The organism is Marivita hallyeonensis (genome assembly GCF_900129875.1).
In the GTDB taxonomy this organism is placed as follows: domain Bacteria; phylum Pseudomonadota; class Alphaproteobacteria; order Rhodobacterales; family Rhodobacteraceae; genus Marivita; species Marivita hallyeonensis.
The window spans coordinates 814,339-833,337 of the sequence record NZ_FQXC01000001.1; the positions used below are offsets into that span (position 1 = coordinate 814,339).

Sequence of the window (18,999 nt, forward strand, 5' to 3'; positions counted from 1 at the left end):
CAGGGACGCCAGATTTGATGCGCATCAAAGTGATCTTTGTCAGTGCGCGATAAACTCTGGCAAATCCAATCTGAATTCGGGAGCCGCCATGACCACGAACACCGCCAAAACCGCGAAGCAACACGTTGCCCAGTCGAACGGTGCGTTGAAAGAGATCCCCGAAGCCCCGGCAAAGGCCGTTGGCGCCGATCAGGTGCGTCGCGCTTTCGAGACGGGCAAGTACCCCTACCGGACCAAGCTGTCGCGTCGCGCCTATGAGGCCGAGAAAGCGGCGCTGCAATCGGAGTTGCTCAAGGTGCAGCTCTGGGCGCAGGAGACCGGGCAGAAGTTCGTCATGCTGTTTGAAGGTCGGGATGCAGCCGGGAAGGGCGGCACGATCAAGCGCTTTACCGAACACCTGAACCCCCGCAGCGCGCGGGTAGTGGCGCTCAATAAACCGACGGATGTGGAACGCGGCCAATGGTACTACCAACGCTACATCCAGCATCTGCCGACCTCGGGCGAGATCGTGCTCTATGACCGGTCGTGGTACAACCGCGCCGGGGTCGAGCGGGTCATGGGCTTTTGCGAGCCGAACGAATACCTCGAATTCATGCGCCAGACGCCCGAATTGGAACGGATGCTGACGCGCTCGGGCATCCGGCTTTACAAATACTGGTTCTCGGTCACGCAGGACGAACAGAAACGCCGATTTGCCAGCCGCGAGACCGATCCGTTGAAACAATGGAAGCTGTCACCCATCGACAAGGCAAGCCTGTCCAAGTGGGACGACTACACGGAGGCTAAAGAGGCGATGTTCTTCTACACGGACACTGCCGATGCGCCCTGGACCATCGTCAAATCGAACGACAAGAAGCGCGCGCGCCTGAACTGCATGAAGCACTTCCTGTCGACGCTGGACTATCCGGGCAAGGATCACGACATCGCCACACCGCCCGATCCACTCATTGTCGGCGGCGCGCATCATGTGGTCCATCGCTCTGACCACATCCTTGGCACCGCGCTTCACCCGGTGAACCGCAGATCGGCGACCTGACCGCGCACCCATCGGCACCGGCGCAAAACCGCGCTTCTGCCGGTGGGGTGGCTTGTCTTATGCGACGCAGGGCCTTACCTCGGGTTTCGATGAGACGGTTTGCTGCTGCCCTTGCTCTTGGATTGATGGCTGCGCCCCTTGGTGCGCATCCGCATATCTTTGTCGACACCGCCTTGAGGTTCGAGGTCAACGACGCGAACGAGATCACCGGTGTCACGGTCACATGGACCTATGACGATTTCTTCACGCTTCTGATCCTCGAAGACTACGGATTGGATTCCGATGGCGACGGCAATCTGACCGAGGCGGAGTTAGACACGCTTTTCGGCTTCGACCTGATCGAATGGCCCGAAGGGTTCGAAGGCGACCTCTACGTCTACTCAAACAGCGAAAAGATCGAGATGCCGCGCCCGCGGCCCATCGGGATCGCAGTTGAGGATGGCCTGATCACCGCCACGCATTATCGTGACATCCCGGCCGTCCCCGTCGACGGGCTGGAAGTGCTGCAATACGACCCGACCTATTACGTCGCCTATGACGTCTCGCAAGGTGTCAGCTTTACCGATCCCGATTGCTCGGCCACGGTCACCGATCCCGACCAGCAGGTCGCGCAAGCGAAGATCGAGGAAGAGGTGAGTGGCAACATGGAAGACATCTTCAACGAGATGCGTGTTGGCATCTATTTCTCGGATCGGATCACGATGACATGCGCACAGCCCTCCAACTAGCGGCGGTTGCGGTCGTCGCTCTGGCGGCGTGGCTCTGGGTCTTCGATGGCGCGCAGATGCTGGAACGCTGGGCCGCCGAGGGACAGCGCGCTGCGCAGTCCGGCATGGCACGCGGCTTGCGGGCACTTCGGGCCGAGGAGCCCGGCGCGATCATGACCTTGATGGCGGTGTGTTTTGGCTATGGCTTCTTCCACGCGATTGGGCCGGGTCATGGCAAGCTTCTCATCAGTGGCTATGGCGTGGCCAAGCGTGTCGCACTCACGCGGCTGTCGGTCCTCGCTGTGCTGTCGAGCATTGCTCAGGCACTGACGGCGATCGTTTTGGTCTACGCGGGTGTCTGGTTGCTTGGGCTGGGCCGCGAGCAGATGGTCGGTGCCGCCGAAGACTGGTTCGCGCCGGTCAGCTATGCCGCGATCGGCGCGATCGGTGTCTGGCTGGCGATCAGGGGCGGGTTGAAGCTCTGGGCGGCATGGGCAGAGCGCGGACATGGGCACGAACACCATCACCACGACAAGGACGGCGTTTGCAGTTCCTGTGGACACGCCCATGCCCCGACGCCAGAGCAAGCCGGGAACGTGGCGTCGCTGCGCGATGCGCTGATGCTTATCGGTGCCATCGCCATCCGCCCCTGTACCGGGGCGCTGTTCCTGCTGATCCTCGCCATTCGGATGGATATCGATCTGGCAGGGATTCTCGGCACACTGGCGATGGGGCTGGGCACCGCGAGCGTGACCCTCTTCGCGGCCTTCGCCTCGGTCACTTTCCGCGAAGGCGCCATGGCGCGTTTCGCGGGCGGGCCGCAAGCGGTGCGGGTCATGGGGCTGATCGAGACCGGTGCGGGTCTGATTATTGCCACCCTCGCCGCCCAGTTCCTGCTCCGCGCGCTCTGACCGAGATTATGCTTGCCGGATGCGTTGTCCGGCGCTAACGCAGGCGTCATGCACCCGGTTCATATGTCATACCCGGCCCATATCAGGGCCGTTCTCGTGCTTGGTCTGCCGCTTGTTGGCGGGCATATGGCACAGATGGCCATTGGGCTGACGGACACGATTATGGTGGGTCGTTACGGGTCTGAAGCGCTGGCGACAGTTACGCTGGCGACGACCTTGTTCTTCACGCTTTTTGTCGTTGGAATGGGCTTTGCCTATGCCGTCATGCCGATGGTGGCAAAGTACGACGCGGAAGGGGACGACCAGAAAGTACGCCGCGCCACACGAATGGGACTGTGGCTGTCCGCGTTTTTCTGCCTCGCTGTGTTGCCATTGCTTTGGTGGTCGGAAGCGGTGCTTCTGATTCTGCGACAGGAGCCTGACATTGCTGCGGGGGCGCAAGTGTATCTGCGGATCTTGGCGATTGGGCTTTTGCCTGCGCTGGTTGTGATGACACTCAAAAGCTACCTGGCGGCACTGGGAAAAACGCAAGTCGTGTTCTGGGTGACTGTTGTCGCCGTGCCGTTCAATGCCTTTGCCAACTACGCATTGATTTTTGGCAATTTCGGATTTCCCGAACTTGGGTTGCGCGGGGCGGCGCTGGCCTCGCTCAGCACGCATACGTTTTCGGCACTGGTTGTGATCGGCTATATCCTTGTCTGGGTGCCGCAGCATGCGCTGTTCCAGAGGTTGTGGAAATCGGATCGCGAAATGTTGTCGGAGGTGTTCCGCCTTGGCTGGCCCATTGGTTTGACGCTGCTGTCGGAAAGCTTTCTGTTTGCCGCGTCGGCCATCATGATGGGCACATTGGGACAGGTGCCGCTTGCAGCGCATGGAATCGCCATCCAACTGGCCTCGATGACGTTCATGCTGCATCTGGGTTTGTCCAATGCGGCCACGGTGCGAGCGGGCAATGCCTTTGGCCGCGAGGACTGGTCGCATATGGCGCGCGGGGGGCGCGTGGCGCTGGCCTTGTCGGCGGGGATCGCGGTGCTGACGATCGCGATTTTCGTTACATTCCCCGAGCCGCTGATGTCGATATTTCTTGATGCGGATGATCCTGACCGCGCCGAGATTTTCAGGATTGGTGTCGTTCTCTTGTTCCTGGCGGCGCTTTTCCAACTCGTTGACGGCGCTCAGGTCGTGGCATTGGGCTTGCTGAGGGGCGTTCAAGACACGCAGATGCCGATGATCCTTGCGGCTGTGTCTTACTTCGGGATCGGGCTGCCCGCGGCATACGTGCTGGGCTTGACTTTTGGCTTGGGTGGCGTCGGCATCTGGACCGGGCTGGTGCTTGGACTGGCTGTGGCCTCTGTCCTGTTGAACCACCGGTTCTGGTTCAGAACGGTACCGGAACTGAGCGCATCCCCAGCCCCGGCGTGAACGTTCAGCTTCCCGGCGTGTTGCGGACGTAGTCGCTGCCGCGTTCGGCGGTGGCGGTGAAGGTCATTCCCTCGACCCGCCAACCGTCTTCGGTGCGTGTGAAGTCATGCACATAGGTGCCCCAGACCTCCCACAGGTCGTTGCCGCCATTCTCGTCCAGTGCGCCAGAGGGCATCCGATTCCAGGCGTAGCCGTGGCTGAGCATCGTAGCCTCGTCGGTGCTGTCGAAGGTGATGCGATGGTTGCCACGCAGGTGGAAGCTTTCCTTTTCGCCCGAGAGGTTCGCCGACCAGCCCGCGATGAGGACATCCGCCGGGATCGTCGCGGGGTCTCCACCGATGAGGGAGGTGAAATCCACGGTTATCTCATCGGTGAAGAGGCTTCGGGCGAGGGTCCAGTCCTTCGCGTCGACGGCGGCGTCGATGCTATCGGCGATACGGACCATTTCGGCCTGATCGACCAAGGTCTCTGCGGTGATCGGAGAGCCCGCCAGATCGGCAAGGGCAGGGGTTGCGGTGAGTGCGAGAGCGAAGAGTGCGAGTTTCATCTGTCTGTTCCTTTTTTGGAAGTGAGGAGGGTGCCGGAGCGGCGGGAGGAACCGCCCCGGCGATGTATCGGGCTCAGCTGTCCTGACCCGGTGTGGCGCGGAAGTGCTCGGCAATGGTGTCTGCCGCACGGGTCACGTCCTCGGGGTTGTGGTAGAAATCGAACTGCGTGACGTCTTCAAGCATCTGCAAGGTCGCGTCTCCGACAAACCCGCTCAGGAAGGTCTGCACGCCCTGAGGGATCGCGGCGCTTTCCGAGTGCACGATGGCCAGCGGCTTATCGAGGCGCGCGGGATTGTCCGCCGGGTGATAGGTGAGCCAGCCTTCCCAGCCCGCGTTGTTCCACTGGTTGTCATATTCCGGGATCGCGCCCAGTTCAGGGTCGGCATAGTAGCCGTCGAAGGGCATGAGCACGCCTTCGGTGCCTGCCGGTCCAGCGGCGGGGATGATGCCGCCAGCGCGGCCCAGGTCGATCAGACCCTGCACGCCTTCGGTGCCGCCATAGACCGCGTTCACGATCTCTTCGTTCTGCAGCCATGGCGCGACAAGACCGATCCGGTTCACCAGATCATTGCCTGCGACTGCGTCGACCATGTAGCCCGCCGAGGCACAGATGCCGAGGCCGTTGATCCGGGTCGGGTCAACCTCGGGCAGGGTCGCGACGAAGTCGAAGGCGGCGCGGATGTCTGATGTCTTGGCCTCGGGGCTTTCGACGAAACGGACGTTCTGCGGCAGGTCGCCGGATTTGCCCCAGCCGCGGAAGTCGAAGGTGAAGGCGGCGAACCCGCGCTCGACCATCTCTTCGGCGTAGGTGGCGGGCATCTGCTCTTCTACCGTGGTCCAAGCGCCGGTGACGACGACTGTGGGCAGGGCAGAGCCGTCATGGCCTTCGGGCAAGTAGAGCGTCCCGGACAGGGTTGCGCCTTCGTTTTCGAAGGTCAGCGTGCGGGTTTCGACCTGCGCGATGGCGGATGTGGAGGCGAGCAGGGCAGCGGCGGTGGTGAGTGTGAAGGTGTTCATTTTGGTGTCTCCGTTCATTCGTGTTTCCGATGAACAAAGAGATACCGCTGAGGCCGCGCGCTTACTTGAAGCGGGCTGCTTGGATTTTGCAGGATTCTGCTATTTGCAGGATCTCGGTTTGATCGTGCATGAGCCGCACCGTCTCCAGACCGCGGGGTGGTGATCTACTGCGGTGCGACGCGCTTTATGTCTGCCAAATCCGCGCACAGAATGAACGACGCTCCAACGCCAACCAAATCACCAGCCCGGGGGGCGGTCTGGTGATGGTGCGGCGGCTTCGCCTTGATCCCGCACCGGCGCGTCGATCAAAACAACACAATCCATTGTTGTTTTACCGTCTCAAGCCGCCAGCCCTGCCCGGTATGCCCGTGGCGTCTGTCCCGTCACTTGTTTGAAGCTGCGCGAGAAATGCGCCTGATCGGCGAACCCACAGGCCAGGGCGATCTCTCCCAGAGGCACCGCTGCATCGGTCATCATCCTGGCGGCCTGCTCGATCCGGTAAGCCAGCACGTATTGCATCGGCGTGGTGCCCATCGTCTCTTTGAACACGCGCGCAAAGTGCGAGGGCGACATGCCCGCCTCTTTCGCCAGCTCGTCCACCGTGATGGTCTGATCGAGCCGCGAGCGGATGACGCCAAGCACCCGGTGGTAATGCGCCGAGGTGAATTTCGCGCTGAGCGCTGCATCTTCGGAGCGCTGTTCACCGTAGCGCTGCAGGAGCTTGACCAGAAGCACCCGGCTCATCGCCTCGAACATCACCCCCGATGACATGTCGTCGGCCTCCAGCGCGTCGCGCAGCATGACGCCCGCGGTGCACAGATCGGGGTCGGAAAACTGCGGCGTGTCGCGTAGCTGCTGGGTGTCCAGAAGCATGCCCAGCTCCGTCTCGGCGAACCGTGCCACCTTGGCGGGGTCGAGCGTCACGATGATGACGTCGGACCGGGCATGCCAGCGCCAGCCCGATTTCATGCCGGCGGGTGTGATGATGACCTCGTGCTCGTGCAGCGTGAAATCGCGCAGCACGCCGTCGCGCCAGTTCTGCACGCGATGCGGTTCCGTCTGCAGGTTGAGCAGCACGTGATGCTCGGCAAAGACATCCTCGGGCATCGTGTCCGGTTCGGCCTGGAAGTAGCGCACTGACATCAGGGCGGCCGCCGAGACATGCTGGGTCTCGTCGCTGTTGAGCAGCGGCAGAGACGGGTAGATCTCGGCGTAACGGCGCGGCATCGATGGCTCCTTTGACGCAGCAAGATAACGTGTCGGCCCGGAATGGCGAGGTGCCTTGCAGCGCGCCCGGGTCCGGCATAGAAGCAGCGCGAATTTCGGGAAGCCGCAGGAGGCAGTCAGATGGGTTTCAAGGTGGGTATCGTCGGATTGCCGAACGTGGGCAAATCCACGCTCTTCAACGCGCTGACCAAGACCGCGGCGGCGCAGGCGGCGAACTTTCCGTTCTGCACGATCGAGCCCAATGTCGGCGATGTGGCAGTGCCGGACGACCGGCTGGACAAGCTGGCGGCGATTGCCAAGTCCGCCCAGATCATTCCGACGCGGATCACCTTTGTCGATATCGCGGGCCTCGTGAAAGGCGCGTCCAAAGGCGAGGGTCTTGGCAACCAGTTCCTTGCCAATATCCGCGAGGTGGATGCGATTGCCCATGTGCTGCGCTGCTTCGAAGACGGCGATGTCGTGCATGTGGATGGCCGGATCGATCCGGTGGCCGATGCCGAAACCATCGAGACCGAGCTGATGCTGGCCGATATCGAGAGCCTTGAGAAGCGCCTGCAAAACATCACCCGCAAGGTGCGTGGCGGCGACAAGGACGCGGTGCAGCAGGAGCGGTTGATGAAAGCCGCGATGGCGATGCTGGAGGACGGCAAGCCCGCACGATTGGTCGACGTGTCGGACGAAGACCGCAAGGCGTGGGACATGCTGCAATTGCTGACCACGAAGCCCGTGCTCTACGTCTGCAACGTGGCCGAGGAAGATGCGGCAAACGGAAATGCGCTATCGGACGCCGTGGGCCAGATGGCGGCGGCGCAGGGCAACAGTCATGTCGTGATCTCGGCCCGGATCGAGGAAGAGATCAGCCAGCTGGATGCCGATGAAGCGCAGGAATTCCTGGCCGAGATGGGGCTGGAGGAACCTGGTCTCGACCGCGTGATCCGCGCGGGCTACGAGCTCTTGCAGCTGCAGACCTATTTCACTGTCGGCCCGAAAGAGGCGCGGGCCTGGACCATCACGAGGGGCACGCTTGCCCCGCAGGCGGCGGGCGTCATTCACGGCGATTTCGAAAAGGGCTTCATCCGCGCCGAGACGATTGCCTATGACGATTATGTCAGTCTGGGTGGCGAAAACCCGGCCAAGGAAGCGGGCAAGATGCGCGCCGAGGGCAAGGGGTATACCGTCAAGGACGGTGACGTGCTGCACTTCCTGTTCAACACCTAAGCCTCGCTCAGAGATACAGCGTGTGGCGCAGGCGCTCTTTGCACTCTATTGGCAGCGCCTGCCTCTATGCACTTGTGGTGTGAATAGCGGCGAAGCCGCCACGCCATCGACGGGCCGTCCCGTGGCCTGTCGATTTGTATGGGCTGGCGTACCGCTCTGATCTGTCTCGCATCTGGCGCGATAAAGCGGACCGCACTCTCGGGGGATCGACAGACCCCGGCCCGTCGATGGCGCGGCGCACTCTTTAAGTGAACTTCCGCCGCACCCCCTTCAGCGTTGTCCCCGTCAAATACCAAAGGAATGTGCCCACGGCGCTGTTGCGATGGATGGTCTGCGGGGCCTCGCCGCGGGACATGCGGGTCATCTGCCAGGCGTAGTATTCAACACTCGAGACCGTGTTCACGAGATTGACCAACCAGCTTTTCGTGTTCGCCCCAAGCGCCCCTGTCCCCAGCATCAACCCGCCCTCGTCGATCCCGACGCGGCTTTTCGTCCCGTCCATCAGCTTTTGCGCGGCGTCCGGATCGGTGCAAAGCGGGCGGGCGAGACCGATCATGTCGATGCCGTCTTCGGTCAACGCTTCCTCCATCGCCTCCGCAGTCCGGAACCCGCCGGTGACCATGATCGGCGCGGTGACCGCCTTGCGCACTTCGCGCGCGTAGTCGAGGAAATAGGCCTCGCGCCGCTTCGTGCTGTCGCGCTGTTCGTCTTCGGTGCCGTTGACAAAGCTCATCTGTTCGTAGGTGCCGCCGGACAGCTCGATCAGGTCGATCCCGTCCGCATCGAGCCACGCCGCAACCTGCGCGCTGTCCTCAAGGCTGAACCCGCCTTTCTGGAAATCCGCCGAATTGAGTTTCACGGCCACCGGAAACGCGGGGCCCACCGCCGCGCGTACCGCCGCATAGACCCGCCGTAAAAACCGCGCGCGGTTCTCGACGGTTCCGCCCCACTGATCGCCACGCCGGTTGGTGATGGGCGACAGGAACTGACTGATGAGATACCCATGCGCCCCATGGATTTGCACGCCGTCAAACCCGGCCTCCTTCGCGACCTCGGCCGTGGTGGCATAGCGCCCGATCGCGTCTTCGATATCGGCCTCGGTCATCTGTCTGGGTTTGCCGAATAGCCCGAGGATCCGAAGCTTCTCCGCCGACGGAGACAGGGGTCGCGTGTTGACGACGATGGGGCACTGCCGCCCCGGATGGCTGATCTGCATCCAGATCTGCGCGCCCCCCGACTTGCCCGCCGCCGCCCAGCGTTTCAGAGCGTCGATATCACGCCGGTCCTCGACCACCACGTTGCCGGGCCGTTCGAGATAGCGGCGGTCTACCATCACGTTGCCGGTCACCTGCAGGGCCATTCCACCCCGAGACCAGCGCGCGTAAAGCGTCTCATGCACTTGGGTCGGTGCATCATCCGGCCCAGCCAAAGCTTCGGTCATCGCGCTCTTCCCGGTCCTGTTGCGCAAGCGCGCCCCGCAGGGCAGGTCAAGCGGGTCGGCTAGTCGAGACACGGGCATAATGGAGATCCAATTCACTGCAGTTGTGCGCCGTCGAAACAGACACACTATTTCGCCACCCACGTTGTCAATTTGGCCTTGTCCCCGCAAGCCCACACCCTTACACGGGTCGACGGAGACGTGGCCGAGTGGTCGAAGGCGCTCCCCTGCTAAGGGAGTAGGCGGGAAACCGTCTCGAGGGTTCGAATCCCTTCGTCTCCGCCATTTTCCTCGAATATGCCATTGTATAACCGACTGATAGTAGGACGAAGTTTGGCGTATACGCACTGGCGATGGTGTTTGGTCCGCTTGATCAGTTCCACATTTTGCTGGACAAACGCAGAACATGTCCGCCTTGGTCATCGCAAAAAGAGGCCGTAACTACCACCTCCGCCGCCGCGTCTCTCGTCGGTACCGGGGCGCAGAGCCGCCCGAAATCGACTGGATGAGCCTGCACACCGTTTCCGAAACGGCCGGTCGGAGTAGGGCGGATCGCACGTGGTCTCAGATGATCGAGGCGTAAGAGGTGCGGCTGGCCGGGAATGGGGCCAATGCGGACCCCTAGCCTGTGAGGGTTCTCCGCAAGGAGTGAACCACCGCTTTGCGAAGTTGCACTCCGGCACACATAATCTTGGTGAGCGTCCGCTGTGGATTGTTCGCGAGTCGCACAACATGGAAGAACTGGCTGCAGATTCTTTGCCGGATGTAAGGATGTGCGATGCCGACAGTGGGAGGCGATTTGCCAGACGCTGGCAGCCGATGCGCACGATCCTGGGCTGGTCGATCCAGTTCGCCATGGTCTTGATGCCCTGTTCGCATTAGCCTGTCTTCGAGATCGACGAGGCCAGTGCATGGACAGAGTTTTCGAAACCGAGCGTGAATTGCGCTTTGGCGACTGCGATATTTCCGGAACGGCCTATTTTCCGTCCTATCTCAACATCCTGAATGGTGTGAATGAAGAGTTTTGGGGGCATATCGGCTATCCTTGGCACGAGATCATTTGGAAGGACCGGTGGGGGACTCCGACCGTTCATCTGAGCTGTGATTTTTCCAAACCCTCCTTTTTCGGTGAAACGCTGGTCTTCAACCTGGCCGTCACGCGCATCGGCGGCTCATCGGTCACATTCCGGCACAGGATCAGATGCGGGGAAGAGCTGCGCTGGACCAGTAAGCAGGTTCTGGCGGCCAGTGATCTGGACAAGCACAGCTCTTTGAAATGGCCTGCGCATGTGCGCGAAACGCTTGAGAAGTGGTTGGTGCGCGACGAGGATCTCGACTTCTAGAGGTTTGCGCCGAGCGGCTCGAACTGGTGGATCGCAGTACGCTGGTAATCGCGGGTCCAGCCCTCTCAAAATATCACAGAATATGTGCTGTGGCCTCGATTTCGACCTTCGCCTCATCCTCTATGAGCGCCGCCACAACCACCATCGACATGGCCGGAAAGTGTTTGCCGAAGACGTCGCGGTAGGCTTTGCCAACTTCGGATTGCGCCGCAAGATACTCTGCCTTGTCGGTGACGAACCAGGTCAAACGGGTCACGTCCTCCACCGTGCCGCCCGCGGCTTCAACAATGTCACGGATGTTGGACAAGGCTTGTCGCATCTGTCCGATGAAAGTGTCGCTGGTGAAATTCTTGTTGGCGTCCCAGCCGATCTGCCCGCCGATATGCAGGGTCCCGTCCTTGGCGAGCATGCCGTTGGCGTAGCCCTTCGCGGGCAGCCAGCCCGTGGGATGGATGACTTTATGGGTCATGTCTGGCTCGCCTTAAGTTTGAACCGCTGGATCTTGCCGGTCTGGGTCTTGGGCAAGGCCTCCGCATACACGATGCGCCGCGGATATTTGTAGGGGGCGATCATGGACTTGACGTGGTCCTGCAAATCCTTGGTCAGATCTTCCGATGGCGTGACCCCGTCTGCCAGGACGACATGCGCCTCGACGATGTGACCTCGCGCCTCGTCTGGTGCGCCGATGACGCCGCATTCGCTGACAGCTTCGTGGGCAAGCAGCGCGGCCTCAACCTCGGGACCGGCGATATTGTAACCCGACGAGACAATCATGTCGTCGTTGCGGGCCGCGAAATGGTAGTATCCATCTGCATCCCGCGAAAATGAATCCCCCGTGATGTTCCATCCGTCCAGCACATAGTCCATTTGCCGATCATCGTTCAGATAGCGGCAACCCGTCGGGCCGCGCACCGCAAGTCGGCCGATTTCGCCATCCGGCACGTCGTTGCCTTGGTCATCAATGATTTTCGCCTCATATCCTGTGACCGGCTTGCCCGTGCAGGCGGGCCTGTGATCCTCGAAGCGGTTGGTGATGAAGATGTGCAGCATCTCCGTCGCGCCGATCCCGTCGAGCATGGGTTTGCCCGTCTTCTCGATCCACGCGTCATAGATTGGTTTCGGCAAGGTCTCACCTGCGGACACAGCGGCGCGCAGGCTGGACAGATCCGCCCCGTCGTCCATCGCGTTCAACATGACGCGATAGGCGGTCGGCGCGGTGAAGGACACGGTCGCCTTATACTTCTGGATGATCTCGATCATGTTGGGCGGCGTTGCTTGTTCCAAAAGCGTGGCCGTTGCGCCGAACCGCAATGGAAATATCGCAAGACCGCCAAGCCCGAAGGTGAAGGCCAGCGGGGGAGAGCCGACAAAGACGTCTTCCGGCATGACGCAAAGCACCTCTTTGGCGTAGCCGTCCGCGATAATCAAAAGATCACGGTGGAAGTGCATCGTGGCCTTGGGCTCTCCGGTGGAGCCGGACGTGAAGCCCAGAAGCGCCACATCATCGCGACCCGTTTTGACCCAGTCGAATTTCACCGGCTTTTCCAAAGCCAGCCTGTCGAGTTCGGCGTCGTGGTTCGAGGTGCCATCAAAGGCCACCAAGCGCAGGCCCTCGCATTTGGCCGCGCACGCCTCCATCTCTTCCATCAGGCGGCTGTCGCACAGGGCGAAACCGATCTCGGCCTTGGCGACGTATTTTTCCAACTCGGCCGCACGCAGCATGGGCATGGTGTTTACGACGACGGCACCAACCTTGGTCGCCGCCAACCAGCAGGCCACCATCGCCGGATTGTTGGCGGACCGGATCAAAACCCGGTTTCCCGGCTGCACGCCCAGGTCTTCGACCAGCACATGGGCCAGCCGGTTGGTCCAGTCGGCAAGCTCTTTGTAGGTCCGCCTGCGCCCGTTGCCGATCAGCGCCGTGTGGTCGCCAAAGCCCTTATCGACCATCGCATCTGTCAACTCGAAACCCGCATTCAGCACCTCGGGGTAATCAAACCCGTCGAGTTTGAACTCGGGCCACTGATCTTGCGGTGGCAGGTTGTCCCGCGCGAACGTATCAATGTGGGCCGAGGCGCTGAGTGTGGGCATGGGAACGTCTCCTACTCGTTCGCCTCGGGCGGCAGAAACTCAACGTCGTGTTCGGCGGAGACCTGAACAACCTTTTCGACATCCGTCATGTTGTGCAGCTCGTCGAACAGGTCCTTCAGTTTCCCGGCGGGCGACACCCAGAACAGCGCGCGACATGGCTTGTCGGACTTGTTGAAATACCCATGCGGCACGCCGCGCGGCATCCGGACCAGATCGCCCGCATAGGCCTTGGTCCATTTACCATCGAGCTTGAGGTCCAACTCACCTTCCTGCACCAGAATGAATTCGTCCTGCGTAGGATGGATGTGAACAGGCACATGCTGTCCCGGTTCGGAGTTTGTCTCGAACGCAAAGGTGCTGTCGCAATAGGCTTTCACCAGATACTTCTGGCCGAGGATGTTCAGTTCAGTCCCTGTTTCGCTTGCCCCGTTGGCGGTGATGCCGCCGCTCAGATCATGTGCCATGGTCACAACTCCCTTTCAGTTGGATTGCATCGCTTGGCGCGCGATGATGACTTTCTGCACGTCGCTGGCACCCTCGTAGATACGCAACGCCCGGATTTCACGGTAGAGCGTTTCGACCGTTGTACCGGACCGCACACCCTCGCCACCGAAAAGCTGCACAGCCTTGTCGATGACCCGTTGCGCCTGATCGGTGGCAAACAGCTTGGCCATGGCCGCTTCACGCGTGATCCGTGGCGCGCCGCTGTCGCGGGTCCATGCAGCGCGGTAGATCAGCAGGGCCGACGCGTCGATGTCGAGCGCCATGTCGGCGATGTGCCCTTGCACCATTTGCAGATCGAAAAGCGGTGCACCCTGAACGTGCCGGGTGGTCACACGTTTCAGTGCTTCGTCCAAGGCGCGGCGGGCAAAGCCCAAGGCCGCCGCCGCGACCGTTGCGCGGAACACATCCAAAACAGACATGGCGATCTTGAAGCCCTGTCCAGGCGTGCCGATCAACGCGCTTGCCCGGATGCGGCAATCGCTGAACCGCAAGGTTGCAAGGGGATGAGGCGCGATTGTCTCCAAGCGCTCGACGACCTCGAAACCCGGCAGGTCGGGGGTGACGATGAAGGCCGACATGCCCTTTGCGCCGGGTGCCTCGCCCGTGCGGGCAAAGAGCGTGTAGACATCGGCAATGCCGCCGTTGGAAATCCACGTCTTCTCGCCATTCAGGACAAACGCGTCTCCATCGCGTGTGGCGGTCATCGTGTTGGCGGCAACGTCCGATCCCGAGCCGGGTTCGGTCAGGGCAAAGGCGGAAATGGCCGTGCCCGCGCGGGTCTTTGGCAGCCATGTCGCCTTCTGGTCAGGCGTGCCGAAAAGCGTGATTGCTCCGGTGCCCAGACCCTGCATGGCAAAGGCGAAGTCGGCCAAACCGTCATGGCGGGCGAGGACCTCTCGCGCGAGGCAGAGCTTGCGCACGTCAAAGCTGCCATCATCGCTGGAAGTGGGAGCCAACACACCAGTCTCCCCGAGCTGCGTTACCAACTGACGACAGGCGGCATCCGTGTCGCTGTGATCGACGTTCAGCGCCTCCGCGACCTCTTCGACATGCGCCGCCCAGTCGCGATGCGCCGCGTCGAAAAATGGCCAGTGGAGGAAGGTCGTATCCGCCATCAGTCGCCCTCGAACACGGGTTTTTCCTTGGCGACGAAGGCGTCATAGGCGCGACGGAAGTCATTGCCCTGCATACAGATCGCCTGCGCCTGCGCCTCGGCCTCAATCGCCTGATCAAGGCTCATGTTCCATTCCTGCGCCAGCATGGTCTTGGTCATGGAATTCGCGAATGTCGGACCGTCGGAAATGCGCGCGGCCAGCGCAATGGCGTCCGCCTCCAGCGCCTCGGCTGTGCTGACGGAGTTAAAGAACCCCCAACGCTCGCCTTCTTCGGTGCGCAAGGTGCGCCCGGTATAAAGCAGCTCTGCCGCCCGGCCTTGGCCAATGATCCGGGGGAGCATCGCGCACGCCCCCATATCGCATCCGGCCAGCCCCACGCGGTTAAACAGGAACGCCACCTTTGCCTCGGGTCCCGCGATGCGAATATCAGAGGCCATCGCCATAATCGCGCCCGCGCCCGCGCAGACGCCATCGACCGCCGCGATGATCGGCTTGCCGCAATGGATCATCGCCTTGACCAGATCGCCGGTCATGCGGGTGAACGCCAAAAGCTCTTTCATCGACATCTTGGTCAGCGGACCAATGATATCGTGCACATCCCCGCCTGACGAAAAGTTCCCGCCATTGGGCAGGATCACCACGGCATGGACGTCGTCCGCATAGACGAGCGCCCGAAACCAGTCGCGCATTTCAGCGTAGCTGTCGAAGGTGAACGGGTTCTTGCGCTCTGGCCGGTCGTGAGAGATCCGCGCGATACCGTCGCGTATCTCGCAGCGAAAGTGCTTTGGGGCGGGGAGGGTCATGGCTGCTCCTGTGCGGCGAGGGCCTTTTCAACTAGTCGAGTCAGCGTCTTGGCCTCGTCGGCGGAAAGACCTGTCAGCAAGTCATCGACCCAGGCTTCGTGATGCCGGGCAAGCGCATCGAACGCCGCCTTGCCGTTGGGGGTCAGCCGCGCCACCTGCGCACGACGGTCGCCGGGACTAGCGACGCGCAGGGCCAAACCCTCTTCTGTCAGGCGGTCCACGATGCCCGTCACGTTTCCGTTCGAGACCTTCAGATATGTCGACAGGTCGCTCATCTTGAGCCCATCTGGATACCGCGACAGGGCGGACAGCACGTCGAAGCGCGGCAGTGTGGTGTCGTGATTGTCCCGAAGGCGTCGGCGGAGTGTGGCTTCGATCCCAGACGTCAGCTTGAGAAGCTTGAGCCAAAGGCGCAGGCGGCTCTTCGAGATCGGTTCGGTTGCCGGTTTCGTTTGCAGCGTCATACCTCGCCTCCCGAGACTGACAGAGCGTGACCGTTGATCGAGGCCGCACCCTCGGACGCGAGGAAAAGAGCTGTGGCAGCAACCTCGGATGGATCAATCAACCGGCCCTGTGGGTTGGCTGATGTGACCATCTTGGTGGCCTTGTCGCGATCGACATCGAACCGGCTCATCAAGCCGGTGATCGCGGTGTCCGCCAGATCGGTATCGGTGAATCCCGGACAGATGGCGTTGCAGGTGATGCCCGCCTTCGCCACATCCAGCGACACCGCCCGCACCAGTCCCAATACGCCGTGCTTGGCCGCAACGTATGCCGGAACTGACGGGTTGCCCTTGAGAGCAGCGGTTGACGCGATGGCGATCAATCGACCCCCTGCGGTCATTCCCTTCAACGCCTCACGGAAGACCAGGAAGGTGCCGGTCATGTTCACGGTCAGCGTTGCGGTCCAGTCCTCAAGCGACAGGTCGCGTATCTTGGCCTGAGCCCCGCCGCCTGCATTCGCGATGACTACGTCATAGGGCGCGTCGAACAGAGCTGCGACCTGCGCTTCGTCCGTCACATCGGCGACTTTCGGCGTGATTGCGCGGCCCTCGGCAGCCGCTTCCAACACGTCCTGCCTGCGCCCGGTGATTGTCACGGCATCACCGGCATCGGCGAACGCGTGGGCAATCGCCTTGCCGATCCCTGTCCCGCCACCTGTGACCAGAACCCGTCTCATGCGCGCAACATCTCTGCTTCCCGGTCCGCGAGACGCCATGCCTGATCGCGGCCCGCGAGGTATGGCAGGGGCCAGTCGGTCGCAGCACGGTCGCCGATCTTCGACCCTTCGCGCAGCGTCCAGTATGGATCGGCCAGGTGGGGGCGGCCAACCGCAACCAGATCGGCGCGGCCTGCCATCAGGATCGAATTGGCGTGGTCGGCCTCGTAGATGTTGCCGACTGCCATCGTCCTAATCCCCGCTTCGTTGCGGATGCGGTCACTGAACGGCGTCTGGAACATGCGGCCATAGACGGGTTGTGCGTCTGGCGTCGTTTGCCCGGCTGAGACGTCGATCAAATCGGCACCGGCGTTGGCAAACGCCTGAGCAATCAGCACGGCATCCTCTGGCGTTACGCCGTCTTCACCCACCCAATCGGTCGCGGAAATGCGCACCGACATCGGCTTGTGCGCCGGCCAAACGGCGCGCATCGCTTCGAACACCTCCAACGGCCACCGCATCCGGTTTTCGAGTGACCCGCCGTATTCATCGGTCCGCACGTTCGAGACAGGCGACAGGAAGGAGGACACCAGATAGCCGTGCGCGGCATGCAATTCGATCATGTCAAAACCTGCACGCTCGGCCATCTGGGTTGCGGCCACGAACTCATCGCGAACCTGATCCATCTCGGCACGGGTAATCTCGCGCGGGGTGGCGTTCTCTTTTGACCACGGAATTGGCGAGGCGCTGACAACGTCCCAATTGCCCTCTGGCAAAGGGGCGTCCATCGTGTCCCACCCCAGCTGGGTAGACCCCTTGCGCCCGGAATGTCCGATCTGACAGCAGATCTTTGCGTCTGTGTGCGTATGCACGAAATCGGTAAGACGCGACCACGCCGCTTCATGTTCGGGTGCATAGAGACCGGGACAGCCCGGCGTGATCCGGCCTTCGGCGCTCACACAGGTCATTTCCGTATAGACGAGGCCCGCGCCGCCTTTTGCCCGCTCTCCATAATGGATCAGATGCCAGTCGGTCGGGCAGCCATCTACAGCCTTGTACTGGGCCATGGGTGACACCACGATGCGGGATTTCAACTCCATATCGCGCAGTTTGAAGGGGGCAAACATCGGCGCTCGGACAGGCGCGTTGGGTGACACCCCCGCCTGATCCATGAACCATCGTTCCGCGCTTTCCAGCCACTTCGGGTCGCGCGCGCGCAGGTTCTCATGGCTGATCCGCTGCGACCGGGTCAGCATCGAATAGTTGAGCTGCACCGGGTCGAGCACGAAATACCGCTCCACCGTCTCGAACCACTCCATCGAGTTGCGCGCCGCGGATTGCAGGCGCAGCACTTCGAGCCTGCGGTCTTTTTCGTACCGGTCAAACGCCACCTGCATGTCGTCCTCGCCATGCAGCAAATCCGCCAGCGCGATCGCGGACTCCAAAGCCAGCTTCGTGCCTGAGCCGATGGAGAAATGCGCCGTCGCTGCCGCGTCACCCAAGAGCACGACATTCTCATGGCTCCATTTCTCGCACAGCACGCGCGGGAAGCGCAGCCAGGCCGACCCGCGGATGTGGTTGGCATTGGTCATCAGGGAATGACCGCCAAGGTGATCCTTGAAGATGTCCTCGCAGATCGCGATGCTCTCCTGCTGGCTGATGTTGCCGAATCCGTAGGCGTCAAACGTCTCTTGCGAACACTCCACGATGAAGGTCGCCGTGTCGTCGTCGAACTGATAGGCGTGCGCCCAGACCCAACCCTTGTCCGTTTCTTCGAAGATGAACGTGAAGGCATCATCGAACCGCTGATGCGTTCCAAGCCAGACAAACTGGCAGTGCCGCAGGTCAATCTCGGGTTTGAACGTGTCTTGATACAGCAGGCGCGTTTTCGAATTGAGACCGTCACAGGCGACCACGACGTCGTAGTCCTTGGCATATGTCTCGGCGCTTTCAACCTCGGTTTCAAAGCGCAGATCGACGCCTAACTCTCGGGCGCGATCCTGAAGCAGAATCAACAGCTTCTTGCGGCCGATGCCGCAGAACCCGTGCCCGGAAGAGGTAATGACTTCACCCTTGTAGTGCAGAGCGACGTCATCCCAATAAGCGAAATGCGCCCGTATGGCCTCCGCACTTTTCGGGTCGTTGGCGGCAAGGTTGTCCAGCGTTTCGTCTGACAGAACGACGCCCCAGCCGAACGTGTCATCCGGTTTGTTGCGCTCGAACACCGTGATGTCATGCGACGGATCGCGCAGTTTCATCGAGATCGCAAAGTAGAGACCTGCAGGCCCACCACCGAGACACGCAACGCGCATTTTCAGCAACCTTTCATTTCGGTCAGTTTAAGCATTCTTCAGGCATGGTCATATTTCAAGCATAAAATTTCGTGCTTGAAAGTTTTGAATATATAACTTTTGCTGAGCCTGACGAATCCGAGGGAGGTCCTGCATTTTGGACGCCACG

At 61.4% G+C, this 18,999-nt stretch carries 19 protein-coding genes and 1 tRNA gene; 8 read left to right on the top strand and 12 right to left on the bottom strand.

Translation table 11 applies throughout. The features are described 5' to 3' along the window. Positions 1-88: 88 nt before the first annotated feature. The 4 genes from ppk2 to BUA42_RS04130 all read left to right on the top strand — a co-directional run bounded on the left by ppk2 (position 89) and on the right by BUA42_RS04130 (position 4,076). Positions 89-1,036 (top strand): polyphosphate kinase 2, encoded by a 948-nt coding sequence (ppk2, locus tag BUA42_RS04115; protein ID WP_072776392.1) that lies wholly within the window; start codon positions 89-91, stop codon positions 1,034-1,036. A gap of 125 nt (positions 1,037-1,161) precedes the next feature. Beyond that, on the top strand, positions 1,162-1,764 hold the full coding sequence (locus BUA42_RS04120) for a DUF1007 family protein (protein ID WP_245818950.1): 603 nt from the start codon (positions 1,162-1,164) through the stop codon (positions 1,762-1,764). Beyond that, positions 1,743-2,654, top strand: a complete 912-nt coding sequence (locus tag BUA42_RS04125; protein ID WP_072776394.1) for a nickel/cobalt transporter — start codon at positions 1,743-1,745, stop codon at positions 2,652-2,654. Before BUA42_RS04120 ends, BUA42_RS04125 begins: the two co-directional genes overlap by 22 nt. Before the next feature lie 48 nt (positions 2,655-2,702). Beyond that, positions 2,703-4,076: an MATE family efflux transporter gene (locus BUA42_RS04130; protein WP_072776395.1), complete on the top strand. Its 1,374-nt coding sequence runs from the start codon at positions 2,703-2,705 to the stop codon at positions 4,074-4,076. A 4-nt stretch (positions 4,077-4,080) separates the two neighbouring features. Here the strand turns inward: BUA42_RS04130 and BUA42_RS04135 are convergent, their stop codons facing one another. The 3 genes from BUA42_RS04135 to BUA42_RS04145 all read right to left on the bottom strand — a co-directional run bounded on the left by BUA42_RS04135 (position 4,081) and on the right by BUA42_RS04145 (position 6,868). Next, positions 4,081-4,623, bottom strand: coding sequence for a nuclear transport factor 2 family protein (locus BUA42_RS04135; protein WP_072776396.1), 543 nt, complete (start codon positions 4,621-4,623; stop codon positions 4,081-4,083). A 73-nt stretch (positions 4,624-4,696) separates the two neighbouring features. Further along, entirely contained in the window at positions 4,697-5,641 is a 945-nt protein-coding gene (locus BUA42_RS04140; protein ID WP_072776734.1) for an alpha/beta hydrolase, read from the bottom strand. 339 nt (positions 5,642-5,980) lie between these two features. Further along, positions 5,981-6,868 (bottom strand): helix-turn-helix transcriptional regulator, encoded by an 888-nt coding sequence (locus BUA42_RS04145; RefSeq protein ID WP_072776397.1) that lies wholly within the window; start codon positions 6,866-6,868, stop codon positions 5,981-5,983. A gap of 120 nt (positions 6,869-6,988) precedes the next feature. Between BUA42_RS04145 and ychF the strand changes: the two genes are divergently transcribed. Beyond that, a complete protein-coding gene (ychF, locus tag BUA42_RS04150; protein ID WP_072776398.1) occupies positions 6,989-8,086 on the top strand; it encodes a redox-regulated ATPase YchF in 1,098 nt (365 codons plus the stop codon). Between the two features lie 244 nt (positions 8,087-8,330). On the opposite strand, the gene BUA42_RS04155 is transcribed toward ychF, so the two are convergent. After that, positions 8,331-9,605, bottom strand: a complete 1,275-nt coding sequence (locus BUA42_RS04155; RefSeq protein WP_072776399.1) for an NADH:flavin oxidoreductase/NADH oxidase family protein — start codon at positions 9,603-9,605, stop codon at positions 8,331-8,333. 114 nt (positions 9,606-9,719) lie between these two features. On the opposite strand from BUA42_RS04155, the gene BUA42_RS04160 reads away from it, so the two are divergent. The 3 genes from BUA42_RS04160 to BUA42_RS04170 all read left to right on the top strand — a co-directional run bounded on the left by BUA42_RS04160 (position 9,720) and on the right by BUA42_RS04170 (position 10,867). Further along, positions 9,720-9,809, top strand: a tRNA-Ser gene (locus tag BUA42_RS04160). A 121-nt stretch (positions 9,810-9,930) separates the two neighbouring features. Then, complete coding sequence (locus tag BUA42_RS20925; RefSeq protein WP_245818952.1) at positions 9,931-10,107, top strand: hypothetical protein; 177 nt, start codon at positions 9,931-9,933, stop codon at positions 10,105-10,107. 328 nt (positions 10,108-10,435) lie between these two features. Further along, positions 10,436-10,867, top strand: a complete 432-nt coding sequence (locus tag BUA42_RS04170; protein WP_072776401.1) for an acyl-CoA thioesterase — start codon at positions 10,436-10,438, stop codon at positions 10,865-10,867. Between the two features lie 73 nt (positions 10,868-10,940). On the opposite strand, the gene BUA42_RS04175 is transcribed toward BUA42_RS04170, so the two are convergent. Genes BUA42_RS04175 through BUA42_RS04210 form a run of 8 tightly spaced genes read right to left on the bottom strand, consistent with a single transcriptional unit; the run spans position 10,941 to position 18,851 of the window. After that, positions 10,941-11,336, bottom strand: coding sequence for a RidA family protein (locus BUA42_RS04175; protein ID WP_072776402.1), 396 nt, complete (start codon positions 11,334-11,336; stop codon positions 10,941-10,943). Further along, the gene (locus BUA42_RS04180; RefSeq protein ID WP_072776403.1) at positions 11,333-12,958 is read right to left on the bottom strand and encodes an AMP-binding protein; all 1,626 of its coding nucleotides are present in this window, start codon (positions 12,956-12,958) and stop codon (positions 11,333-11,335) included. Before BUA42_RS04180 ends, BUA42_RS04175 begins: the two co-directional genes overlap by 4 nt. Before the next feature lie 11 nt (positions 12,959-12,969). After that, positions 12,970-13,422: a cupin domain-containing protein gene (locus tag BUA42_RS04185; protein ID WP_072776404.1), complete on the bottom strand. Its 453-nt coding sequence runs from the start codon at positions 13,420-13,422 to the stop codon at positions 12,970-12,972. Positions 13,423-13,437: 15 nt separating this feature from the next. Next, on the bottom strand, positions 13,438-14,577 hold the full coding sequence (locus BUA42_RS04190; RefSeq protein ID WP_072776405.1) for an acyl-CoA dehydrogenase family protein: 1,140 nt from the start codon (positions 14,575-14,577) through the stop codon (positions 13,438-13,440). After that, positions 14,577-15,380, bottom strand: a complete 804-nt coding sequence (locus BUA42_RS04195; RefSeq protein WP_072776406.1) for an enoyl-CoA hydratase family protein — start codon at positions 15,378-15,380, stop codon at positions 14,577-14,579. The genes BUA42_RS04190 and BUA42_RS04195 overlap by 1 nt, the downstream gene beginning before the upstream one ends. After that, positions 15,377-15,844 (bottom strand): MarR family winged helix-turn-helix transcriptional regulator, encoded by a 468-nt coding sequence (locus tag BUA42_RS04200; protein ID WP_072776407.1) that lies wholly within the window; start codon positions 15,842-15,844, stop codon positions 15,377-15,379. The genes BUA42_RS04195 and BUA42_RS04200 overlap by 4 nt, the downstream gene beginning before the upstream one ends. Beyond that, positions 15,841-16,560 carry an SDR family NAD(P)-dependent oxidoreductase gene (locus BUA42_RS04205; RefSeq protein WP_072776408.1) on the bottom strand — a complete coding sequence of 240 codons (720 nt, stop codon included), beginning with the start codon at positions 16,558-16,560 and terminating at the stop codon, positions 15,841-15,843. Before BUA42_RS04205 ends, BUA42_RS04200 begins: the two co-directional genes overlap by 4 nt. Continuing rightward, positions 16,557-18,851, bottom strand: coding sequence for a bifunctional salicylyl-CoA 5-hydroxylase/oxidoreductase (locus BUA42_RS04210; protein ID WP_072776409.1), 2,295 nt, complete (start codon positions 18,849-18,851; stop codon positions 16,557-16,559). The genes BUA42_RS04205 and BUA42_RS04210 overlap by 4 nt, the downstream gene beginning before the upstream one ends. Positions 18,852-18,999 lie beyond the last annotated feature (148 nt).